The following is a 24833-nucleotide window of genomic DNA, read 5'->3' as shown; positions in this document are numbered from 1 at the left end:
CGTACGCGACGGACGAAGGACGGACGATGAGCGGACCCAGCACGTCTGAACGCGAGCTCCTGCCCACGGCCACCGGTGCCCGGACCCTCTCCGTCGTCGGCGGGCTGCTGCGCCGCCACCGGCCGCTGGCCTTCGCCGCGGTGACCGTCCTGGTCGTCGGAACGGGCGTCGGGATGCTGACCGCCCCGCTGCTCGGCCGCATCGTCGACCTGGTCGTCGACAAGCGCGGTCCCGACTCGCTGACCGTGCCGATGCTGCTCCTGCTGGCGGTGGCCGTGGTCAGGGGGATCGCGACCGCGATCGGCAAGTCCCTCGTCGCCCGGCTCGGCGAGACCGTCCTGGCGAGGCTGCGCGAACGCTTCATCGCGCGGGCACTGCGCCTGCCGCTCGAACGCGTCGAGCAGGCCGGCTCCGGCGATCTCACCTCGCGGGTGACCGGTGATGTGACCCTGATCGCGAAGGCCGTGCGCCAGGCCCTTCCGGAGTTCGCCGGAGCCTTCCTCACCATCGTGCTGACGCTGGTCGGACTCGCCGTACTGGACTGGCGCTTCCTGCTCGCCGTGCTGCTGGCCGTGCCGGTCCACATCCTCACGGTGCGCTGGTACATCCCCCGCGCCGCGACGGTCTACGCCGCACACCGCGTGGCGACGGGTGCCCTCCAGCACCAGCTTCTCGACAGCATCGGCGGCGTCCGCACCGTGCGCGCGTTCCGGATGAACGGCCGGCACGCGGACCTGCTGGAGCGGCGGTCCCAGGACGCCGTCAACCTCGCCGCGCGCGGCATGCGCCTGGTCTCCGGGTTCTTCTCCCGGCTGAACATCGCGGAGTTCATCGGCCTGACCTCCATTCTCCTGACAGGGTTCCTCCTGGTCGACGCCAAGTCCGTGAGCATCGGCACGGCGACCGCCGCGGCGCTCTACTTCCACGGCCTGTTCAACCCGATCAACGCCGCGCTCTTCCTCATCGACGACGCGCAGTCCGCCGGCGCGAGCCTGGCCCGTCTGGTCGGCGTATCGAACCTGCCGGCCGAGCGGGACACCGACGGCCGGGCCGTACCCGCGGACGGCTCCATCAAGGTCTCCACGCTCAGCCACGCGTACCTCTCCGGACACCCGGTGCTGCGCGATGTGGGCCTTGAGGTACGGGACGGGGAGCGGGTGGCCCTGGTGGGCGCGAGCGGAGCCGGCAAGACCACCCTGGCGAAGCTGATCGCCGGTGTGCACGAGCCGTCCGAGGGGTCGGTCGTCCTCGGCGGTGTCGACGTCGGGGAGCTGGGCCTGACCGGTGTCCGGCAGGCGGTGACGCTGGTCAGTCAGGAGGTCCATGTCTTCGCCGGTCCGCTGGCCGAGGACCTGCGACTGGCCCGCCCCGAGGCCACCGAGGAGGAGCTGCGCGCGGCACTGACCCGGGTCGGCGCTCTGGAATGGGTTCAGGCCCTGCCCGACGGTCTCGCCACGGTGGTCGGCGAGGGCGGCCACCGGCTCACCGTGGCCCAGGCCCAGCACCTGGCCCTGGCCCGTCTCGTCCTGACGGACCCGCTGATCGCGATCCTGGACGAGGCCACCGCCGACGCCGGAAGCGCGGGCGCCCGCGTCCTGGAGACGGCAGCCCTGCGGGCGCTGGAAGGCCGCACGGGACTCGTGGTGGCTCACCGGCTCCCGCAGGCCGCCGCCGCGGACCGCGTCGTCGTCCTCGACCAGGGCCGGGTCGTCGAGACCGGTACGCACGAGGAGCTGATCGCGGTCGGCGGCCGCTACGCGGAACTCTGGGCGGCGTGGTCCGACAGCCGCCGGCAGCCGGAAGTCCCGGTGCCACGCGTGCCCGTGGAGAGCTGAGAGGCCCACCTCCCCGCTTCACCTGCTGGAGTCCGGGCCCGTCCATCCGGCCACACCGACGCACGCCTCGTTCCCCTCGGGGTCGGCCAGCACCCGGTTCGACGGCGCATCGGCGTCGTTGACCAGGCGTCCGCCGGCCGCGAGGGCCGCGGCTATCCGCGCCTCGGCCTGGTCGTACGGCACCCAGACGTCGACATGGAGCCGGTTGCGCTGCGGGCGCGGTGCGTCCATCTGCTGGAAGTAGAACGGTGCCCCGCGGCGCCGCGGGTCGATCAGGTCCTCGCCGCTGTTCGCGCGGTCCTGGTATCCGAGCAGGGCGCGCCAGAACGCCACCACGTCGGCACGGGCGAGCGCGTCGACGGTGACCTGGACGGTCTGCACCATGGAAGGGTCGGCCGGCAGGTCCAGGGCGCGTGCCACTGCCGAGATCTGCCGGGCCAGTTCGATGTGCCGCCCGGTCAGCCCGTAGTAGTCGTCCGAGACCGTGATCAGCCGTACGGTCACACCCTCGTGCCGCAGGTCGATGTCCGGTTGGCCGTCCCCCACGCCAGGCAACTCGCTGATGGCCTGCACGAGGCGCGCGCCGGACGTCAACGCCCCGGTGCGGAAGTACGCGCACGCCCCCTCGCCGACCACACGCCAGTCCTCCAGGCCGGAGGTCTCGTGGAACTGCTGCGGCCTGATGCGCTCGACCTTGCCCTCTCCATCGGTCATGCGCCGAACGTAGCGTGCCGGTCTGACAATCCGCCACCGGCATCCCCTCGCCTCGTGCGGGAGCCGCCCGGCGCACCGCCGGGCGGCGACACCGCGTCGGAGGGTCAGCTCTGCCGGTCGATCAGACTCGTGGGGCGCAGGTCGGTCCAGTGGATCTCCACGTAGGCGAGGCACGCCTCGCGGGTGTCCTCGCCGAAGGCGGTCCGCCACCCGGCCGGTATCTCGGCGAAGGAAGGCCACAGCGAGTGCTGGTTCTCGTCGTTGACCAGGACCTTGAAGCGGCCCTGGGGGTCCTCGAACGGGTTGGTCGTCATGCCTGGTCACTCCTCATGGACGGTACGGTGAACAGCTCCGAGAGCGGCTGTTGCGGATCGGCTGCCACGGTGCGCAGCAGCGCCTGAAGTTCGTGGGCCAGCTTCCGCGCCTTGGCGGTGCCGAGCAGTTCGGTCGAGTGGATCAGCCCGCAGTGCACCGGCCCTGCGCCGCGCGGCTCGTGGAAGCTGAGTGTCAGGTCCGCGCGCGCCGAGCCGGTCGGCAGCGCGTCGAGCGAGCCCATGCCGCCCTCCAGCTGCTCCAGCTCAGCCTGCTCGTGGTGGATGACCATGACCTGCGGGCCTTCCGTGGGAAGACCGGCCGCACGGGCCACCTCGTCGAACGGAACCTCCTGACGATCCAGGGCGCCCAGGGTGGTCTCCCGTACGCGGGCCAGCAGCTCGGCGAAGGTCGGGTCCTCCGCCGTGTCGGTGCGCAGTACGACCGTGTTGACGAAGCAGCCGACCAGATCGGCCAGTTGATCGTCGGTGCGTCCTGCGACCATGGTCCCGATGGGCAGGTCGGTGCCCGCGCCATGGGCGGTGAGCAGCGCCGCGAGTGCCGAGTGCAGCACCATGAACATGCTGGTGCCGGTCGCGCGGGCGAGCCGGTCCACGTCCTCGTGCAGCCGCTCGTCGAGGACGAACCCGACGTGATCGGCGGCCCGGCCCCGCCGGGCGGGTGCGGTGGAGCGCGGCCGGTCCGCCGGCAGCGCCAGCTCCGTTGGCACGTCGGCGAGCGTCCGCCGCCAGTAGGCGAGTTGACTGCCGCCTCGGCTGTCCGGATCGGTGAGGTCGCCGAGCACCTCGCGAGCCCAGTGGGTGTAGTCGCGGTATGTCACCGGCAGCGGTTCCCAATCGGGCGCGCGGCCGTCCCTGCGCGCGGTGTAGGCCGTGGTGAGGTCGCGGAACAGGGGCACCACCGACCATTCGTCGACCGCGAGGTAGTGCATGGTCAACAGGACCGCCTGGCCGCCGTCAGGGCCGGTGAGCAGCCGGGCCCGCAAGGGCGCCTCCCGCTCCAGGTCCGGTGCCTGACCGGCGAGCTCGGCCAACCGCGCGTCCAGGTCGGCGCACCGTTCGACGGCCAGGGCCGGTGACTTGGCGGCCCGCTGGAGAACGGCGCCCTGGCGTTGCGCGAATGCCGTACGCAGCGGCTCGTGCCGGGCCACCACGTCGGCCAGCGCGGCCGCCAGCGCCTCGGCGTCCAGGCCACCGCCTGCGGCCCGCAACGCGAGTGCGTGATCGAAGCCCGGGTTGCGGCGGTAGGCGTCCCACTGCGGGCGCTGGACGGGCGCGACCGGAAGCGGATGGACGTCCACGCCCGCCGCGGTGCGCAGGGCCGGCCGGGCGACCGTCGCCCCCTCCAGCTTGCCCGCGATACCGGCGACGGTCAGCGCGTCGAAGACGTCCCGGATGCTCAGCTCGGCCCCGAACTCGGAGCGGATGCGGCCCAGGAGCCGCATCGAAGCCATGGAGTGGCCGCCGAGCGCGAAGAAGTTGTCGTGCACGCCGACGCTGTCCAGCTTGAGGATCTCGCAGAACAGCGCAGCGAGTCGGGCCTGTGTCGCGTTGGCCGGGCGGGCGTCGCCGGTCATCGCGGACCAGTCCGGCGCGGGCAGCGCCTTCTTGTCCAGCTTGCCGTTGGGGGTCAGCGGCAGCGGACCGGCCAGCGGTACGACGAGGGCGGGCACCATGTACTCGGGCACCAGCCCCGCGACATGGGCGCGCAGCGCCTGCGGATCGAGGTCCGGGGGCGCGGACTCACCGGCCTCCGGGACGGCGTAACCGATCAGGCGCACGATGTCGCCGTCGCGGTCGTGCACCACGGCGGCCTGGCCGACCGACGGGTGCCCGGCGAGTGCCGCCTCGATCTCGCCGAGCTCGATGCGAAAGCCTCGCACCTTCACCTGTGTGTCGACCCGGCCGAGGAAGTCGAGGTTGCCGCCCGCGCGCCAGCGGACGCGGTCACCGGTGCGGTACATCCGGCTGCCGGGCGGGCCGAACGGGTCGGCGACGAACCGCTCCGACGTCAGCCCGGCCTTGCCGAGGTAGCCACGGGCGAGGCCGCGGCCGGAGACGTACAGCTCGCCCACCACTCCCGGCGGGACGGGCCGCAGGCGCTCGTCCAGGACATAGGTGCGGGTGTTGGGGTCGGGCCGGCCGATGGGCACCCGCCCGGCGGGCCGGCCGCCGTGCTCGCGTGCGGGCCACAGGGTGGAGTTGACCGTCGCCTCGGTGAGCCCGTAGGCGCAGATCAGGTGAGCCGTGGCGCCGAAGCGTGCGAACAGGTCCGGCGGCACCGTCTCGGTGCCGACCAGGACGGTCGACCCCTCGGGCAGTTCACAGCCGGGCGGCAGCGCCGAGACGAGGGACGGCGGCAGGATCATGTGGGTGATTCCCTGGTCCGCGAGGAAGTCGGTGAGCGCCGGTCCTGCGACCCGCGCCTCGTCGGAGATGAGGACGAGCCGTCCGCCGTGGCACAGCGCCATCGACAGTTCGAAGACGAAGACGTCGAAGCCGATCGAGGCGAACTGCAGCACGCTGCTGTCGTGTTCCAGACCCATCCGGTCGACGGCGGTGGCCACCAGGCTGGAGATGCCCTCGTGCGGTACGACCACGCCCTTGGGGCGGCCGGTCGAGCCGGACGTGTAGATCACGTAGGCGGCTTGGTCCAGGGCGACAGGTGAGCCGTCCACGGACGACTCCGGCAGCTTCGCGAGCGCGGCGGCGGTGACCGGCTCGTCGAGCAGCACCACGGGCACGTCCCGCACTTCGGGGATCTTCCCGGCCACCGTCTCGGTGCCGACGACGAGCGCGGCTCCCGAGTCCTCGGTCATGTAGGCCAGGCGGTCGGCGGGATGGACCAGGTCGAGCGGCAGGAACGCGGCACCCAGCTTGAGTGCGGCGAGGACCGTGGCGATCATATCCACCGAGCGGGGCACGGCGACGCCGACCACGCTCTCGGCGTCCACGCCGTGGGAGACGAGAAGGCGTGCGATCCGGTTGGACCGGGCGTCCAGTTGCGCGTACGTCACCGAGCGCGTGCGCTCCACGACGGCGACCGCTTCGGGCCGTTCGGCCAGCCGCCGGGCGAAGAGGGCCGGCAGCGTCGCCTCGTCGACCTCACGGGCGGTGGCGTTGAAGCCTTCCACGACCAGCTGCCGCTCCTGTGTGGTGAGGATCTCCGCCTGGGAGACGGGCCGCTCGGGCGCGGCGACCAGCGCGGCGACGAGTCCGCGCAGGCGTGCGCCCAGACGCTCGGCGGTCTCCGGGTCGAACAGCTCGGTCGCGAACTCCAGGCGGCAGTTCAGGGAGCCGGTGTCGTCGCTGTCTGCGGGCGTGTGCTCGGTGAAGCTGAACACGAGGTCGAACTTGGCCGAGCCGGTTCGGAACGGCACGTACTCCGCACGCAGGCCCGGCAGTTCGAGTCCTTCGCCGGTGCGGGCGTGGTAGCCGACCATCACCTGGAAGAGCGGGTTGCGGGACAGCGAACGCGTGGGATTGAGCTTCTCCACGACCGCCTCGAACGGCACGTCCGCCTGGGAGAAGGCCGCGAGATCGGACTCCCGTACCCGCGTCAGCAGCTCGGTGAAGGTCGGGTCCCCACTCAGATCCGTCCGCAGGACGAGTGTGTTGACGAAGAAGCCGACCAGGTCGTCCAGCGCCTCGTCGCTCCGTCCCGCGATGGGCGAGCCCAGGGGGATGTCCGTCCCGGCACCCACGCGGTGGAGCAGCGTGGCGACGGCCGCGTGCACCACCATGAACATGCTGGCGCCGGCCTCCCTGGCGAGACGCCTCAGGCCCTCGTGGACCCGGGAGTCGAAGGCGATGTCGAGTTCGGCGCCGGTGAACGCCGGACGGGCGGGCCTGGGCCGGTCGGTGGGGAGTTCGAGCTCCTCGGGGGCACCGTCGAGCGCCGTACGCCAGTACTCCAGCTGGCGAGCGGCCAGGCTGCCCGGGTCGGCCGGGTCGCCGAGCAGGCGCTGCTGCCAGAGCGCGTAGTCGGCGTACTGGACGGGGAGCGGCTCCCATTCGGGGCCGTTGCCGGTGTCGAGGCGCGCGGCGTAGGCGGCGGCCAGGTCGCGCAGGAACGGCCGGTCCGACCACTCGTCGGTGGTGATGTGGTGCAGCAGCAGGATGACGACGTGGTCCTGGGGCGCCGCTTCCACGATCGTGGCCCGTATCGGCAGTTCGGTGGCGAGGTCGAACGGCCGGTTCACGGCGGCGTCGACGATGCCCGGCACCTCGTCCTCGGTGGCACGGACGCGAACCACAACAGGCCGCGCCCGCTCGGCGGGCAGGACGTGCTGGAACACCTGGCCGTCCCGGTCGGTGAAGACCGTACGGAGTGCCTCATGGCGGGCCGTCACATCGGCGAGCGCGGCACACCACGCGTCCACGTCGAAGGCCCCGCGCAGCCGCATCACCAGTGGGAAGTTGTACGCGGCCGAGGTGCACTCGATCTGCTGGATGACCCACAGCCGCTGCTGGGCGTGGGAGAGCGGCAGTTCGGCCGGCCGCTCTCCGGCCGTGAGCACCGGTCTGGCGGCGGCGCCGGAGCGCAGGGCGCGCTCCACCAGTTCCGCGACGGTGGGTGCCTCGAACAGGTCCCGGATCGCCAGCTCGGTGTCGAGCGCGGTACGGGCCCTGCTGACCAGCCGGGTGGCCAGCAGCGAGTGGCCGCCGAGCTCGAAGAAGTCACTGTCGATGCCGACGCCGCCCTCGGGTATGCCGAGCACCTCGGCGAAGAGCCGGCACAGGGTCTCCTCCTGCGGTGTACGGGGCGCGCGTCCGGCACCCGTACCTCCCCCCGAGTCGGTGAAGAGGGCCGGTGCGGGCAGGGCCTTGACGTCCAGCTTGCCGTTGACGGTCAGCGGCAGCGTGTCCACGGGCACCAGCGCCGCTGGGACCATGTAGTCGGGCAGCGCGGTCTTCAGGTGGTCGCGCAGCCTCTTGAGCAGCGCCTCGCCCCCGTCGGCGGCGCCGTCCTCGGGTGCGAAGTAGCCGATCAGCCGCTTGGTCCCGGCGGCTTCGGCCACGACGACCGCCGCGTGCGCGACCTCGGGGTGGCCGGACAACGCCGTGGAGATCTCGCCCAGTTCGACGCGGTAGCCGCGGATCTTGACCTGGTCGTCGGTGCGGCCGAGGAAGTCCAGCAGCCCGTCGGGCCGCTGCCGTACGAGGTCGCCCGTGCGGTACATCCGCTCACCGGGCTCGCCGAAGGGGTCGGCGACGAACCGCTCGGCTGTCAGGCCCGGCCGGTCGTGGTAGCCGCGGGCCAGGCCGGTGCCGGCGATGTACAGCTCACCGGGGCAGCCAGGCGGGACGGGCCGCAGCATCGCGTCCAGCACATGCGCGCGGGTGTTGCGGATGGGCCTGCCGACCGTGGAGGTCTCGCTGTCGGTGGTGGAGCCGCCGAGGGTGTTGATGGTGTACTCGGTCGGCCCGTAGAGGTTGTAGCCGTAGGTGCCCTCGGTGCGGCGCAGTGTCGTCCACACCGTGTCGGACACGGCTTCGCCGCCGAGCAGGACCAGTGCGGGCCGGTGCCGTCCGGCGTCCTCGTCCTGGTCGAGCAGCCCCTCCTCGATCAGCAGCTGGGCGTAGGTGGGCGTCACGTTCACCACGTCGACGCGGTGCCGGTCGCAGTAGGCCACCAGGGCCTCGGCGTCGCGGCGCAGCTCCTCGTCGCAGACGTGCACCTCGTGCCCCTCGACGAGCCAGAGCAGCTCCTCCCAGGACATGTCGAAGGCGAAGGACACGGTGTGCGCGATGCGCAGCCGCCGTCCGCCGGCCGAGGCGATCGCCGGGTCGAAGATCTCCTTCTGGTGGTTGAGCTGCATGTTCGTCAGGCCCCGGTAGGGGGTGACGACGCCCTTGGGCCTGCCGGTGGAGCCGGAGGTGTAGATGACGTACGCCGGGTGCTCCAGGCGGCCCGGCACGTCGTGGGCGAACGCGGGCCGCTCGGTGTCGGTGATCTCGCCGCCCGGGAGGCCGGTCAGCTCGGCGGTCACCGCCTCGTCGTCCAGGAGGAGTTCGGGGGCGAGGGCGCCGGTATCGCCGCGCAGGTTGGGGGCGACGGCGGTCGTGGACACCAGGCAACGGGGCCCGGTGTCCTCGATCATCAGCCGCAGCCGGTCCGCGGGGTGGTCGAGGTCCAGCGGCAGGTACGCGGCGCCCGTCCGCAGCACCGCGAACAGCGCGACGACCATCTCGATGGAGCGTGGCAGCGCCAGCGCGACGGCCTGCTCCGGCCCGGCGCCGCGGGCGAGCAGCAGTCGCGCCAACCGGTTGATGTGGGCGTCCAGTTCGGCGTACGTCAGGGAGTGCTCACCGAAGACCAGGGCCACCGCGTCCGGGGTGCGGGCGACCTGGGCGGTGAGCATGTCGGCGATGGTCTCGTTCGGCACCGGGGCGCGGGTGGTCTCCCGGTCGGCGACCAGGGCGGTGCGCTCGTACGGCAGGAGCAGGTCGACGCCGACGGTGCGGGCGGAGGCCGCCGCCGGGTCGGCCAGGGCATCGGCGAGCCGCTCCAGCACGGTGGTGAACCGGGCGAGGACGGAGGTGGCGGCCTCCGTGTCGAACAGGTCGGGCCGGGCCGCCAGGGTCACCCTCAGCCGGGTCTCGGGCGTGACGATCAGGGTGAGCGGGAAGTGGGTCCCGTCCACGTTCGATACGTCGGTGATGCCGTGCCGCTGCCGCAGCGCGTCGGCCCGGCCCTCACCGTCGGCCGAGCGGAGCACGAACAGCGTGTCGAACAGGCGCCGGTGCCCGGTCTCCTGCTGGAGCGTCCCCAGTCCCACGTACTCGTACGGCATGACCGCGGCCCGCTCGGACTGCATCCGCCGCAGCAGGTCGAGCAGGGGCTCGTCGGGGCTGAGGGCGACGCGGGCGGGGATCGTGTTGAGGAACATGCCGATGATGCCGGCGACGTTCGCCACCTCCGCGGGGCGTCCGGCGACGGCCGTTCCGAAGGCGACGTCACCGCGCCCCGTCATCGCCGAGAGCACCAGTCCCCAGGCCGCGTTCAGTACCGTGTTCAAGGTGAGCCCGTGCCGCCGGGCGAGGGAGCGCAGCCGGTCACTGCTCTCCTTCGTCAGCACCGCGTCGAAGTCCACCGGGATCACCGGGCCCGTGTCGCGGCCCGTCGGCGCGAGCAGGGTCGGCTCGTCGAACCCGGCGAGCGCGCCGCGCCACGCCTCGACGGCCCGGGTCGTGTCCTGCTCGTCCAGCCAGGCCAGGTAGTCGCGGTACGAACCGGGGGCCGGGAGGCCGGTGGCGTCACCGGCCCGCTCGTAGAGCGTGAACAGCTCCTCCAGGAACAGCCAGGCGGACCATCCGTCCCAGAGGATGAGGTGGTGGGTGAGGACGAGCCGGTCCCGGCCGTCGGCGAGCCGGATCAGCAGCATCCGGCACAGCGGCGGCGCGGACAGATCGAAGCGCTTCCGGCGGTCCTCCGCCAGCAACTCGTCCACCCTGGACCGCTGTTCCTCCGAGGGCAGTCCGGACAGGTCGGCCTCCACCACCGGGATGTGCGCACCGTCCGCGATGAACTGGACCGGGCGGGGCAGGCCGTCGCTGGTGAATCCGGCGCGCAGGCCGGCGTTGCGCTCCAGGAGGGACCGGCAGGCTGCCCGCAGCCGGTCCGCGTCGACCCGGTGGTCGAAGTGCAGGGTCTCTTGGGACTGGTAGACGTCGAGTGTCTCCCCCGCGTCGTACGTGGCGTGGAAGTACATACCTTCCTGGAGGGGGGAGAGCGGCCAGATGTCCGCGACCGGCAGCCCCGCGGCGGCCTCGACGCGGGCGGTCTCCTCCTCGGACAGCTCCAGTCCGCCCAACGGAGCGGGTGGGGTCGGGGGATCCTGCGGCGCGCCGACGGCGGTCAGCTGGTCCAGCAGCGCCCGCAGAGCGGGGTCGACCGCCGTACCGGACTGCTCCTGCTGCGCCAGCATCGCCTGTAGAGCGGCCGCGGCCTGCCCGGCGTCGGCGGCCGAGACGGTCACGGCAGGGTTGTCGGGGGTCCCGGCGCCGTCCGGTGCGATCTGCGCCGGGGCCGTGTCGGCGGCGGTGGCGGCGAGCGCGGCGGGCGTACGGAGCTCGAAGACGTCGCGCGGGCTGATGACCCACCCCCTTTCCCGGGCCCGGGTGGCGACGGCGATCGAGGTGAGGCTGTCACCGCCGAGAACGAAGAAGTCGTCGTCGGCGCCGATTCCCGGCATGCCGAGGACGGCGGTGAAGATCTCGCACAGGGCGCGTTCGCGCTCGTCGCGGGGCTCTCGACCGCCGCCCTCGGGGGCGACGGAGGGCGAGGGCAGCGCGTTCTGGTCGAGTTTGCCGCTGGGGGTCAGCGGCAGCCCGTCGAGGACCACCACGGCGCCAGGCACCATGGTCGCGGGCAGCGCGGCGGCGAGCCCCGCGTGCAGGGCCTCGGAGTCCGGAGCGTCGGCGCCGGGGACGGCATAGCCGACGAGCGCGCCGTCGCGAACGACCACGGCCGCGCGGGCGACACCGGTCAGTCCCGCGAGGGCGGTCTCGATCTCGCCCAGCTCGATACGGTTGCCTCGGATCTTGACCTGTCGGTCGGTGCGGCCGAGGTACTCGACCGCACCGTCGGCACGGCGCCGGACCAGATCCCCGGTGCGGTACATGCGCCCGCCCGGCGCGGCGAACGGGTCCGCGACGAACCGCTCGGCGGTCAGGCCGGCCCGGTCGTGGTACCCCCGCGCCAGCTGGACCCCGGCGAGGTAGAGCTCTCCCGGCACCCCGTCGGGGACCGGCCGCAGGAAGGCGTCGAGCACATACAGCCGGGTGTTCCACACGGGCCGGCCGATCGGAACGGCGACCTCGGTGCCGCCCCCGTAGGGGAAGAAGGTCACGTCCACGGCCGCCTCGGTGGGCCCGTAGAGGTTGTGCAGGGGCACGGGGCCGTGCTGCCCGGACCGGGAGGTCAGCTCCCACCAGCGGCGGGCGTCCGCGCCGGTGAGTGCCTCGCCGCTGCAGAACACCCGGCGCAGGCTGTCCGCCCAGCCCGGCGTGGCCGTGTCCGTACCGGCCTCCATGACCTGCACGAACGCGGCCAGCATCGACGGCACGAAGTGCATCGTCGTGATCCGCTCGGCGCGGACCAGCTCCGCCAGGTAGGCCGGGTCGCGGTGGCCGTCGGGGCGGGCGAGGACGACGGTCGCGCCCTCGACGAGGGCCCAGAAGAACTCCCACACCGACACGTCGAAGCTGGACGGCGTCTTCTGGAGCACCCGGTCGTCCGCGCTCAGCCCGTACTCCCCCTGCATCCACGCCAGTCGGTTGACGATCGCCCGGTGGGTGACGGCAACGCCCTTGGGGCGCCCGGTGGAACCGGAGGTGTAGATCAGGTAGGCGGGATGGTCGGGCCCTGCCTGCTCGTCCGCGACGCCGGAAGCGGCGCCGTCGGGTCCTTCCGCATCGTGGTCGATGACGAGTCGGCCGAGACCCGGCAGGTCGGGCAGCCGCCCGGCCGCGTCTCCGGTGGTCACCACCGTTCGCGCGCCCGAGTCGCCGAGCATGAACGCCACCCGGTCCGCGGGATAGCCGAGGTCGACGGGCAGGTAGGCGGCGCCCGCCTTGAGGACGCCCAGCAGCGCGACCATCAGCTCTGCCGAGCGCGGCACCGCGACCGCGACGAACTGTTCCGGTCCCGCGCCCCGGGCCCGCAGCCGCCGTGCCAGTGCCTCGGCGCGCGCGTCGAGTTCGGCGTAGGTCAGCGTGGTGTCCTCGAAGCGGACCGCCGGGGCGTGGGGCGTCCGTGCCGCCCGGGCGGCGAACAGCGAGGCGAGGGTGGCGTCGGGGTCGGGCAGTGGATGTGCGGTGGCGTTCAGTTCGGTGAGGCGCTCGTGCTCCCGGTCCGACAGCATGCCGGTCCGGGCGACCGGACGCTCCGGGTCGCCGACCAGGGTCTGCAGCAGCGCCACGAACCGGTTGGCGAGCACCGCCACGCGCAACTGGTCCAGCCGCGCCGCGTCATGCTTGAAGCGCAGCAGCAGGTGGCCGTCGCCCGGCTCGACGATCAGCGCGAGGGGGTAGTGCACGGCGTCGAACACCTCGGCGCCGGTGATACGCAGTCCGTCCGACTCCTTGGGCGCGGACTCCCCCGAGCTCTTGATGAGCGGGGAGGGACCCCCACCGCCGCTCGGGTAGTTCTCGAACACCACCAGGGTGTCGAAGAGTTCGCCACCATCCGCGATCCGCTGGACCTCGGCGAGACCGAGGTGCTGGTGATCCAGCAGCGCGGTGTGCTCGTCCTGTACGCGGCGCAGCAGCTCGGTGAGCGACTCGTCGGCGCGCAGGCTCACCCGTGCCGGGACGGTGTTGATGAAGAGCCCGACGGCGGAGTCCAGGCCCTCGACCTCGGTCGTCCGCCCGGACACGGTGGTGCCGAAGACGACGTCCCGACTGCCGGTGAGCCCGCCCAGCAGGAGAGCCCAGGCGCCGTGCAGGACGGTGCTCAGGGTCAGGCCGTGGGCCCGAACGTACGCGGTCAATTCGGTGAAGAGCTGTTCGGGCAGCCGGGTGTCCACGTGCTCGGACCTGGCCGGCGTCACCGCGTCTTCGCCCGTGACGGCGGCGAGGGCGGGCAGCCGGGTCGGGCCTTCCAGACCGGACAGGGCCCGGGACCAGGCGGCACGCGCGGCATCGCGGTCGCGGCCGGCGAGCCAGGACAGGTACGGCAGCGGGCCGACCGCCTCCGGAAGCGCCTCGCCCCGGTAGGCGGCGATCAGTTCGCGCAGCAGGACGGAGACCGACCAGCCGTCGGCGATGAGGTGGTGCAGGGTGAGGAGCAGCCTGTGACGCTGCCCGTCCCGGATCAAAGTGGCGCGCAGCAGTGGCGGCCGGGTGAGATCGAACCGCTCGTCCCTGTCCCGGCGCAGCAGGTCATCCAGTCCGGTCGCGTCGGTGTCGGCCTCCCGCCACGGGAGGGTCGCCCGCTCCGCGAGGCGCTGGACGACCTCGCCGCCGGGCAGCTGGCGGAACGCCGCACGCAGCAGCGGATGCCGGTCGAGGAGCAGCTGCAGCGCCCCCCGCAGCCGCTCCGGGTCGACCGGGCCGGCGAGGTCGAGGAGCTCCTGAACGACGTACAGGTCGGCGCTGCGCCGGTCGAACTCCGCGTGGAAGAAGAAGCCTTCCTGGAGCGGGGAGACGGGCAGGGCGTCCTCGTCGAGGTCCGCACCGGCCGCGACCGGACTCCCGCCGGCCGTCACCTGGCCCGCTGTCCTGGCGAGCGCCGCCACGGTCCGCTGCCGGAACACCTCGCGCGGGGTGAGGGCGAGCCCGGCCTCACGGGCGCGGTTGACCAGCTGGATGGCGACGATGCTGTCCCCGCCCAGTTCGAAGAAGCTGTCGTGGACGCCCACCGAGGGCAGGCCGAGGACCTCGGCGAAGAGCGCGGAGAGCGCCTTCTCGGCCGGGGTGGTGGCCGCGTCCGCGCCGATCACGGCCGTCCACCGGGGCGCGGGCAGGGCCCGGCTGTCGAGTTTTCCGTTGGGCGTCATCGGGAGGGGGCCGTCCAGGACGACCACGGCGGACGGCACCATGTGATCCGGCAGCGTCTCCGCGATCCGGGTACGCGCCGCGGCGACGGAGGAATCGGCGTCCGAGCCGGGCTCCGTGACGAGGTAGGCGACCACCCGCTTCGCGCTCCGGTGGTCCTCGCGTACGAGGACGGCCGCCTGCGCGATGCCGGGGCAGGCCATGAACGCGCTCTCGATCTCGCCCGGTTCGATCCGGTGGCCGCGGATCTTGAGCTGACCGTCCGCGCGGCCGAGGAAGTCCAGGTTGCCGTCCGCACTCCAGCGGACCCGGTCGCCGGTGCGGTACATCCGGCTGCCGGGCGCGCCGAACGGGTCGGCGACGAACCGCTCCGACGTCAGCCCCGAGCGGCCCAGGTAGCCGCGGGCCAGGCCGCGCCCGGCGATGTACAGCTCACCCTCGGCGCCCACGGGGACCGGACGAAGGGCCGCGTCGAGCACGTAGGCGCGGGTGTTGGGGTCCGGTCGGCCGATCGGTGCGGGACCGGGCCGGTCGGGCTCGGCGCGCCACAGCGTGGAGTTGACGCTCGCCTCGGTGAGGCCGTAGGCGACGACGACCTGGACACGCCCGGACCAGCGGGCGATCAGCTCGCCGGGCACCGCCTCGGTTCCGACGACGAGCACCGCTCCGTCCGGCAGTTCGCACTCCTGCGGAAGCGCCGAGACCAGTGCCGGCGGGAGGATCATGTGGGTCGCGCGGTGGTGTGCGATGTAGTCCGTCAGGGCCAGTCCCGCGACCCGGCGTTCGGCGGGGACGACGATGATCCGTCCGCCGACGCACAGGGACATGATCAGGTCCCAGACCGTGACGTCGAAGCCGGCGGAGGCGAACTGGACCACGCGGCTGTCGGCGGTGATGCCGATGCGGTCGGTGGCGGTGGCGATGAGACTCCCGACACCGTCGTGCGGTACGACGACGCCCTTGGGGCGGCCGGTGGAGCCGGAGGTGTAGATGACGTACGCCGCCTGGTCCAGGGCGATGGGCAGACCGGGGTCCGACGCGTCGAGCGCGGCGCACTCGGCGGTTACCGACGGCTCGTCGAGCAGCAGACGGCCGACGCCGGGCGCTTCGGGCAGTTCGTCGGAGAGTTCGCGCGTGGTGAGGACGGTGCGTGCGCCGGCGTCGGACAGCATGTAGGCGATCCGTTCCTGCGGATGGTCGGCGTCCAGCGGCAGATACGCCGCGCCGGCCTTCATCACCGCCAGCAGGGAGACGACGAGTTCGGGCGAGCGCGGCACGGCCACACCGACCACGTCCTCGGCACGCACGCCACGGGCGAGGAGAAGCCGGGCGAGCCGGTTGGCGGCGGCGTTGAGCTCGGCATACGTCAGCTGCCGCTCCTCGCACACGAGGGCGACGGCTTCGGGGGAACGGCGTACCTGCCGCTCGAAAGCGGCGGGCCAGGACAACTCGGCCGTCTCGCGTGGAGACACACCGAACTCGTCGAGCAGGTACGCCCGTTCAGCCCCCTCGGTCAGCTCGATGCGGCCGACCGGTCGGTCCAGGTCCTCGGCGAAGGCCCGAAGCAGCCCTAGGAACCGGCTCTCGTGGTCGCGCAGGCTCTGTTCGTCGCAGGCGCCCGCGTCGGCGTCGAGGTGGACACGGATGGCGCGGCCCCCCTCGCACTCGGCGAAGTTGACGGCCAGGTCGCTGACCGGGCCGAGCCACTCCGGGCGGATCTCGGTCTCGTGGTCGGAGAAGCCCAGGTCCCCGCCCCGGGGGAGGACGTTGACCGTCGGGCCGACGAGTTCCGCTGTGCCATCGGCCAGCCCGAGGTCCTTGGCCAGGTCCTCCCCGCGGTAGCGTCCGTGCGCGACGGCGTCGGCGACGCGATGCCGTACCTCCGTGACGAGGTCGCCACCGGTGGTGCCGGGGCGGACGGACACCCGCAGCGGGAGGATGTTGGACACCATGCCGGGGACGACCGCCGACACCTCGTCCTGGCGGGCGGCGATCGCCAGGCCGAGGACGAGGTCCTGCTCGCCGCTGACCCGGTGCAGGTAGGCGGCGACGGCCGCGAGCAGGAGTCGGGACGTCCGGACGCCCGCGTTCGACGCGGCGGTGTGCAGTCGCGCGGTGGCCTGCGCGGACAGCGTCGTGGTGCGCCGGAGGCGTTGCGTCATGAGTGACGGCGCACGCTCGACGAGGCGCACCGGCTCGGGCCGGTCGGCCATCCGGTCCAGCCAGTGGTCGCGGTCCGCCTGGTACTGATCGGACCCTCGGTAGGACAGCTCGGCGGCCACCAACGGGGACAGCGCCCAGCCGTGGGACGGCGCCTGCTCCCCGGCCCGCCCGGTGTAGAGCTCGCCGGCCCGGCGGGTGAGGAGCGCGACGCCCATACCGTCGAGGACGATGTGGTGGTAGCGCTGGTGCCACAGCACACGGTCGTCGGCGAGCCGGAGCACCGCCTGGCCGAAGAGCGGTCCGTGGGTGAGATCGGCGGGCCGGTCGCGGTCGGCGGCCATCCGGTCGACGGCCGCCTCCTCGGGGTCCTGGGCATCGCGCAGATCGATGACGGGGACGTCGACGGCGAACCGCGCGGGCACCTGACGGGGCCGGCCGTTCTCGGCGCGGATGCACACGTGAAGGCACTCGGCCTCCTCGACGGCCTCCCGGACGGCGCCGGTGAGGCGGTCGACGTCTATGTCGCCACGCAGGTCCAGGGCGAACACGATGTTGTAGGCAGAGCTGTCCGGTTCGATCTGCTGGGCAAGCCAGATGCCGGACTGCCCGCCCGTGAGGGGCATCCCGGAAGCGGACGTCCGGTCCGACTCGACGTCAAACATCGTTCGCAAGGGCCTTTCCCTGGTGGGCGTCATGGAGGGGTGGTCCGTACGGCGTGTCGCACCCACGGGCTCGGCCCCGGGCGCCGGCACCGCGTCCCGGTCCGGCAGGCCGAGCGGGAAGGTCCCGGCTCCGCCTCGGACTTCGGATGGCGCCGTGCGCCGGAAGGAGACCGGCCGTTCGACGGCGTGCCGGTTGCCCGCCACGCCGTCGAACGGTCACTCTTCCCCGTGGTGCGACAGGTGTGAGCTGTCAGTCCTCGGCCGTCAGCAGCGGCTCGATCTCATCGAGGGCGTACGGGATCGAAAGGACGGTGTTGAAGGAGAAGGCCGCACCGATGTCCGGGTCCTGGTAGGGGACGAACAGGTCGCGCTTCTCCTTGTGGACCTTCAGCTTCTTGTAGAGCGCCTCGGCCTTGATCCGGTCGTTGGCCTCGGTACTGGAGGTGACCCAGACGAGACGGTCGACGTCCAGCACGTTCAGCTTCTCGGCGCTGAGCTCGGCGACGTTCGCGCCCGGCTTGGCCATCTTGTCGATCCCGGGCTTCAGTGCGAAGCCGAGTTCGGAGAAGAAGATCGCCTTGGGGTCGGTCTTCGTGAACGCCGAGTACTTGCCCGCCTCGAAGCTGTCGGCGACGGCCAGGGTCTTGCCGGCGAACTCCGGGTGCTTGTCACGAACGGCCGCGAAGCGCGCGTCGATCCCGGCGATCAGCTTCTTGGCCTGGCCCTCCTTGCCCAGCGCCTTGCCGATCTGCTTGGTCATGACCTGCCACGGGGCGGCGTAGTCGGGGTGGCCCTTGGGCTGGGCCACGACCTTCGCGATCTGGGAGAGCGTGTCGTACTGCTCCTTCTTCATGCCCGAGTACTGAGCGATGATCAGATCCGGCTGGAGAGCCGCGATCTTCTCCATGTTGTACTCGTCGCGCTCACCGACGATCTGCGGCGGCTGGGAGCCCCACTTCTCCTTGGCCCAGGGCCACTTGCCGTACGGCTTCTCCTTGAACCAGTCCACCGCACCCACGGGCTTGACACCGAGCGCCAGCACCGCGTCCTGATCCGAAAGCCCGAGGGTGACGACCTTCCTCGGCTCCGCCTCGATCTTCGTGCTGCCGTACTTGTGCTGCACCGCCACCGGGAAGGCGGCGTTCTTCGCGCCCCCCTCGGCAGCGGGCGTGGACTCGGAATTCTCGGCGCCGCCCCCACAGGCGGACAGGGCGAACGCGGCGACGACGGCGACGGCCACACGGGGAACATGTCTCGCGAACCGCGTCAGCGCGGGGCGTGTACCAGTACCAACGGACACGGATCTTCCTTTTCTTTCAGGGGGCTGCACTGTGATGGCCACGCCTGCCTGGTCAGCACGGTGACGCCAGGCGAACACGGCAGTGTGGGGGGGGGAAAAGCGGACCGGAGCCTCAGCCGGCCGTACGGATCCCTTCGACCACGGGACGTGACGCGTCGGCGACGCCCTTGCGGCCCCTGTCGAGGATCGAGTCCAGGATCTCGCCGACCCTGATCGAGGTGTTGGACAGCAGGGACGACGTGATGCCGTGGGTGTGCTCGGTGCCGCCCTGCAGGTAGATGCCGCAGCTCAGTGCGGGGTCGGTCGCCACCCGGTAGTCGCGCTCGACGCGGACGCGGCCCTCGTCGTCGCGGTGGCAGTGGTCCGCGACCTCACCGAGCAGGCGGATCGGCTCGGCGGGGCTGTAGCCGGTGGCGAAGACCACGACATCGGCGTCGAGCGCGGACTCCTCGCCCGTGACGAGCGACGTGACAAAGGCCCGTACCTTGCCGGGCAGCTCTTCCACGCCGGTCAGCCGGGACACGTTCACGAAGCGCAGACGCTCGGTGCCCAGGACCTTCTCCTGGTACGCCTGGCGGTACAGGTCGTCGATCAGATCGATGTCCACCACGGAGTAGTTGGTGTTGCCGTGGTAGTCCATCAGCTTGCGTTTGACGTTGTCGGGGGCCACGAAGTACTCGTCGACCGCGGTGGGGTCGAAGATGCGGTTGGCGAAGCTGCTGTCGTCGGCGGGGCTGTAGCCGTAGCGGGAGAAGACGGCGCAGACCTCGGCCTCGGGGAAACGGCGGTGCAGGTATGCCACGTTCTCCGCGGCGCTCTGGCCCGCGCCCACGACGACGAAACGGGAGGGGTCGGTGCCCTCCAGTGCATCGACCTTCGCCAGCAGGTCGGAGTTGTGCCAGACGCGGTCGGTCCGCTCGATCCCCTCCGGCATCAGCGGCCGCAGTCCCGTACCGATGACGAGGTTGCGCGCCCGGTGGACCACGGTCTCCGCCCCGGAGCGGGCCGTGACGTCCAGGTATTCGACCACTCCGTCGCGCACGACGGGCTCCACGGCGATGACCTTGTGGCCGTAGGAGACCATGTCGTCGACCTTCGCCGCCGCCCACTCGAAGTAGTCGTGGAATTCCACCCGCAGCGGGAAGAGGTTCTTGTGGTTGACGAAGTCGATCAGCCGGCCCTTGCTCTGCAGATAGCAGAGGAAGCTGTACTCACTGGACGGGTTGCGGAGTGTCACCAGGTCCTTGAGGAAGGACACCTGCATGGTCGCGTCGTCGATGAGCATGCCGCGGTGCCAGCCGAAGTGCGGCTGCTTCTCGAAGAAGTGAGCGGTGACCGCCTCCTGCCTGTCGACGCGTGCATTGTGCTCGGTGAGCGCTATGGCCATGGCCACATTGGACGGCCCGAAGCCGATGCCTATGAGGTCGTGGATCAGAGGTGCGTCGCCAGGAAGAACCTGAGACATGTCACTCCCATCGTGCTGGACAGCCGCCTGCCAGGCGGAGGAAACAGGGAGGCCAGGGCACGCCGATGACAGTGGTCAACAACCGGCGGCCGAGCGGAACTTAGGTAAAGCTAACCTGATCCAGCCAACCTGTCGACAGGATAAATCGGGCACGCACGGGAGCGCGCCCGGAGAAGCCGAGGTCCGAACAGCCTTGAGATCAGAGGGCGTTGCACGCTTAGGTAAGCCTTGCTTTACTGGCGACAGTCAACCTCAGCCTTCCCGAGGAGGAACCCCTATGCGGGTCGTCATGTTCGGTTATCAGACCTGGGGCCATCGCACCCTGCAAGCGCTCCTGGACTCCGAGCACGACGTGGTGACGGTCGTGACCCACCCCAAGAGCGAGCACGCCTACGAGAAGATCTGGAGCGATTCCGTAGCCGACCTGGCGGAGAAGCACGGGGTCCCCGTCATCATCCGCAACCGGCCCGACGACGAGGAGCTGTTCGAGCGGCTGAAGGAAGCCGACCCGGACATCATCGTGGCCAACAACTGGCGTACATGGATCCCCCCGCGCATCTACGGCCTCCCCCGCCACGGCACGCTGAACGTCCACGACTCCTTGCTGCCCAAGTACGCCGGCTTCTCCCCCATCATCTGGGCCGTGATCAACGGCGAGCCCGAGGTGGGTGTCACCGCCCACCTGATGGACGAGGAGCTCGACGCCGGCGACATCGTTCTCCAGCGTGCGGTCACCGTCGGACCGACGGACACGGCGACCGACCTGTTCCACAGGACGGTCGACCTCATCGCCCCGGTCACCACCGGTGCCCTCGAACTCATCGCCTCCGGGCGGACGGAGTTCACCAAGCAGGACCGCTCCCAGGCCACCTTCTTCCACAAGCGGGCCGAGGAGGACATCCGGATCAACTGGGACTGGCCCGCCGAGGTCCTGGAGCGTCTGGTGCGCGCGCAGTCCGCCCCGTACCCGGCCGCATTCACCTACCACAAGGGCAAGCGCATCGAGGTCGTGTCCGCCGTGGTCTCCCAGGGCCGCTACGGCGGTACGCCCGGCCGCATCTTCTACCGCGAGGGCGACGGCGTGGTGATCGTCGCCGGAGCCGACGCCCGCACAGGCCGCGACCCGGGCCTCGCCATCACCCGCGTACGGACCGAGGACGGCCGCGAACTGCCCGCGGCCGAATACTTCACCTCGATGGGCGGCTACCTCACCGGCCGTCCCTGACCCTGTCGACCAAGGGACCCACACCCATGCGGCGTACAGCACGGCCGCGGCACTACCTCATGTGCCGCCCCGCCCACTTCGACGTGGCCTACTCCATCAACCCGTGGATGGACCCGACGAAACCCGTCGACACCCAACTGGCCATCGCCCAGTGGGAACAGCTCCGCAAGGTCTACGAGAGCCTGGGGCACACCGTCGACACGATCGACCCGCTGCCAGGTCTGCCCGACATGGTCTTCGCCGCCAACGGTGCCACGGTCATCGGCGACCGCGCACTCGTGGCCCGGTTCCGCAACGCGGAGCGGGCGGAAGAAGCGGTGGCCCACCACAACTGGCTGCGCGACCGCGGTTTCCGCCGCCTGCGCACCGCCGGGTTCGTCAACGAGGGCGAGGGTGACTACCTCGTCACCGACGACTGGATACTGGCAGGCACCGGCTTCCGCAGCGACCCTCGCTCACACACCGAGGCCCAGGAGTTCTTCGAACGTCCGGTCATCAGCCTGCGCCTCGTCGATCCGAACTACTACCACCTCGACACCGCGCTGGCAGTCCTCGACAGGAAGACCATCGCCTATTACCCGGAGGCGTTCTCCCCGGGCAGCCGCGCCGTCCTGCGGCGGCTCTTCACGGACGCCATCGTCGCGGACGACGCCACGGCCGCGGTCTTCGGCCTCAACGCGGTCTCCGATGGCCACAACGTGGTGCTGCCGCACAACGCGACGGACCTTGCCGGGGTCCTGGAACGCCGGGGCTTCAACCCGATCGGCGTCGATCTGTCGGAGCTGCTCAAGGCCGGCGGAAGTGTGAAGTGCTGCACGATGGAACTGCATTCCACGTCCTCGGCCGACTGATCCGCCGGCGCGCTCCGCCATGCCCCGGGGCCGACCGGTTCCTGCCGCCGCGCGGATCACCCGATCCGCGCGGCGGCAGGGTTTCGACGGCACGTCACGAGTCGTCCGATTCCCTTTGAACCAGCCGGTATTGCATCGCTCTGTAGGGCGCTCGCCTGCGCTCCCGTTGGCGAGAGCGGGCCTGCCTTCCCGTGCTCTGCGCTTCCTCCATGAGCTCGGCGAATGCCTGGTCCGCTCCTCTGCGCTTGTACACCGTGTCGTTGGATACACCGGCTCGCGCCGCCGAACGCCGGACCGTGTCCCCCTCCCGGAGAGCCTCCAGGAACATGCGCGCACGCGCCGGGGTCAGCCCCGGACCCCCCGCTGTCCACGGAGGGGGTGCATGTGCGCCGGGGAGAGGTGACCGTGGGCTCTCGGCACCGGAGAGGTCCGCGTCCGTACCGCCTTCCCCGGCGGGCTGTGGAGCGGGCGCCGTCATGAACGTGAGGAGATGCGGCGACGCGGACAGCGGCGCGCCGTCGCGAGCAGCAGCCGGATCTGTTCACCGGCCTCTGCCGCCGCCCGCACAGGTGTCGGGAACACGAAGCGGAAGTCGCAGTGGCTCCGGGCGTACTCGCAGCGCAGCGTGATGCCGTACCGGTCCAGAGCAAGGGGCTGAACGCGGACTGCGCCGAGGAGCAGACGGGAGTCGGCCAGCCGGGTCAGCCGCGCCACCACGTCCGGGTGTCCGTCGGCCAGGTGCGCCAGCATGGCCGCCTCCGCCATGGCCAGTGGATCCGCGGTGGCGAGGGCGAGTTCATCGGGACGGACAGCCACGATGTCCGAGGCCGTTTCGAGGGTGGCGCGCGCGAGGTCGAGGCGGTGGTCCGCACCCGCGTCCGTGGCCCCTTCCGGGCCGGTCGGGGTGAGCCATCCCGAGAGGGACACCCTGGCCCGCACGCGTTCACGCACGGCGGTGGGGGCGATGTCGGTGAACTCCACAAGAGCGGCCTGGGTGGCGCCGGGCGCACACGCGGCGGGCGGCCGCAGCGGGCTGTCGGCCGGCAGTCGCAGCCTCAACCGGCCTTTGCTGTCGACCGTGTGGAGGCCGACGAGATCGAGACGATGACCGTTCGTCGTGACGGAAAGCGACCCCGCGCGGGCGAGCACGGAACGGATCCGCTCCGCAGCGGTCGGCGCGTCCGCGCAGGCAGGGGTAGGACTCATCACGACCTCCATTAGGTAAGCCTTACCTAAATTAAAGGATGTGATGGATGGTTGACCAGCCCGGGTTCGGCCACATCTCGCGCTCCCTTGCGGCGGCCCTCGGGCGGGCGCCGCACTCCGGCCGCAGATCTCCATGTCCACTGCGTCCGGGAGAAGTTGAGGCTCTGACCGCCCCGACACGGACCGCCGCGGCACTCACGACGGAGTGGGGATTCGGCTTCCGGCTGCGTATCGGCAGCAGTTGGCCGTGCGGCTACGGGGCGCCGCTCAGTTGGCGTAGGGCGGTTCCCATTTGGGTGAGGGCCCGCCGCAGGATGTCCGGGGAGGTGGCGAAGTTCAGCCGTACGCATCCGGCGCCGCCCGTGCCGAAGACATGTCCTGAGCTGAGGGCGACTCCCGCATGGTCGAGGAACATCTGGGCCGGCCCGGCCAGGTCGCTGACGATGCCGGGCCCGTCGGTGTGGTCGTCGTGGAGCGCGAGGTGGGTGCAGTCGAGCCAGGCGAGGTAGGTGCCCTCGGGCGGGCTGTAGCGCACACCGGGGAGGTGCTCGTCGATCAGGCTACCGAGGAGCTGCCGGTTGGCGTCGAGTCCTCGCAGCAGGTCCTCGAGCCACTCGCCTCCGTCGCGCAACGCCGCGGTGTGGGCCAAGATGCCGAAGTGACTGGGTCCGTGGCCGACCTCTTCGGGCATCCGGCGCAGGTCGGCGGCGGATTCGGTGCCCGCTATGGCCAGGGCGGCCTTGAGGCCGGCGAGGTTGAATGCCTTGGAAGCGGAGATCAGCGCGAATCCGTCCTCCGAGCCCGCGACGCTGAGGAAGGGTACGAAGGTGGCCCCGGGCAGGGCCAGGGGGCCGTGGATCTCGTCGGAGACCACGCGCACGCCGTGCCGTCGGGCGAGGCCGGCGACGGCTTCGAGTTCGGTGCGGGTGTGGACCACACCAGTGGGGTTGTGCGGGTTGCTGAGGAGGAACGCCGCGCGGCGCCCGTGGCGGCGGGCCCGGGTGAAGGCGTCGTCCAGAGCGTCGAGGTCCATCCGCAGGTCGGGGCCGAGAGGAGCCTCGACGACGGCACGGGCGTCGTGCGCGACGAAGGCGTAGAAGGGCGGGTAGACCGGTGAGCACACCACGACCGCGTCGCCGGGGTCGGTTATCAGCCGGAGCACTTCGACGATGCCCAGCATGACGTCGGGCACGATGGCCGTGTTCTGCACGCGCAGGTCGTTCCACTGCCAGCGTGCGCCGGCGAATGCGGCCAACGCCTCCGCATAGGCCGTTCCGCAGGGGTAGCCGGTGTCGCCGACAGCGATCGCGGCCCGCAGCGCCTCGGCGACGGCCGGGGCCAGCGGCACGTCCATTTCGGCCACCCACAGCGGGAGGACGTCCTCGGGGTACGCGCGCCACTTCATGCTGGTGCGCTGTCGCAACTGCTCGAGCGACAGCTGGACGAGCGGGTCGGTCCGCGTGCCGGAGACGTCCGTGGGCGAGGCATCGGTCATGGTGTGCTCCAGAGTCCAGGAGAACATCGTGGGCGGAATTGAGCATATGCACGATGTGGTGCCGAGCCGCCCGGAAGTCGACG

Annotated in this window: 10 protein-coding genes; 3 read left to right on the top strand and 7 right to left on the bottom strand. The window is 71.5% G+C overall.

Translation table 11 applies throughout. From position 1 onward, the window contains the following. Positions 1-26 precede the first annotated feature (26 nt). Entirely contained in the window at positions 27-1835 is a 1809-nt protein-coding gene (locus ACGFZW_RS22685; RefSeq protein WP_393894999.1) for an ABC transporter ATP-binding protein, read from the top strand. An 18-nt stretch (positions 1836-1853) separates the two neighbouring features. Here the strand turns inward: ACGFZW_RS22685 and ACGFZW_RS22680 are convergent, their stop codons facing one another. The 5 genes from ACGFZW_RS22680 to ACGFZW_RS22660 form a co-directional block, all read right to left on the bottom strand. Continuing rightward, on the bottom strand, positions 1854-2549 hold the full coding sequence (locus tag ACGFZW_RS22680) for a VOC family protein (protein ID WP_393894998.1): 696 nt from the start codon (positions 2547-2549) through the stop codon (positions 1854-1856). A 104-nt stretch (positions 2550-2653) separates the two neighbouring features. Beyond that, entirely contained in the window at positions 2654-2863 is a 210-nt protein-coding gene (locus tag ACGFZW_RS22675) for an MbtH family protein (protein WP_393894997.1), read from the bottom strand. Continuing rightward, complete coding sequence (locus ACGFZW_RS22670; protein WP_393895275.1) at positions 2860-17208, bottom strand: amino acid adenylation domain-containing protein; 14349 nt, start codon at positions 17206-17208, stop codon at positions 2860-2862. The genes ACGFZW_RS22675 and ACGFZW_RS22670 overlap by 4 nt, the downstream gene beginning before the upstream one ends. Before the next feature lie 250 nt (positions 17209-17458). Beyond that, the gene (locus ACGFZW_RS22665) at positions 17459-18448 is read right to left on the bottom strand and encodes an iron-siderophore ABC transporter substrate-binding protein (RefSeq protein ID WP_393894996.1); all 990 of its coding nucleotides are present in this window, start codon (positions 18446-18448) and stop codon (positions 17459-17461) included. Between the two features lie 172 nt (positions 18449-18620). Further along, positions 18621-19973: a lysine N(6)-hydroxylase/L-ornithine N(5)-oxygenase family protein gene (locus ACGFZW_RS22660; RefSeq protein ID WP_393894995.1), complete on the bottom strand. Its 1353-nt coding sequence runs from the start codon at positions 19971-19973 to the stop codon at positions 18621-18623. 277 nt (positions 19974-20250) lie between these two features. On the opposite strand from ACGFZW_RS22660, the gene ACGFZW_RS22655 reads away from it, so the two are divergent. Next, complete coding sequence (locus tag ACGFZW_RS22655) at positions 20251-21198, top strand: methionyl-tRNA formyltransferase (RefSeq protein ID WP_393894994.1); 948 nt, start codon at positions 20251-20253, stop codon at positions 21196-21198. A gap of 26 nt (positions 21199-21224) precedes the next feature. After that, a complete protein-coding gene (gene ddaH, locus ACGFZW_RS22650) occupies positions 21225-22049 on the top strand; it encodes a dimethylargininase (RefSeq protein WP_393894993.1) in 825 nt (274 codons plus the stop codon). A gap of 474 nt (positions 22050-22523) precedes the next feature. Here the strand turns inward: ddaH and ACGFZW_RS22645 are convergent, their stop codons facing one another. Together ACGFZW_RS22645 and ACGFZW_RS22640 are read right to left on the bottom strand one after the other, a co-directional pair. Next, on the bottom strand, positions 22524-23255 hold the full coding sequence (locus ACGFZW_RS22645; RefSeq protein ID WP_393894992.1) for a DUF2470 domain-containing protein: 732 nt from the start codon (positions 23253-23255) through the stop codon (positions 22524-22526). Positions 23256-23508: 253 nt separating this feature from the next. After that, complete coding sequence (locus ACGFZW_RS22640; protein ID WP_393894991.1) at positions 23509-24777, bottom strand: MalY/PatB family protein; 1269 nt, start codon at positions 24775-24777, stop codon at positions 23509-23511. Positions 24778-24833 lie beyond the last annotated feature (56 nt).

The organism is Streptomyces sp. NPDC048248 (assembly GCF_043201875.1).
GTDB lineage: Bacteria > Actinomycetota > Actinomycetes > Streptomycetales > Streptomycetaceae > Streptomyces.
Note: the sequence above shows the minus strand (reverse complement) of the source record. Positions and strands in the feature narration are given on the sequence as shown.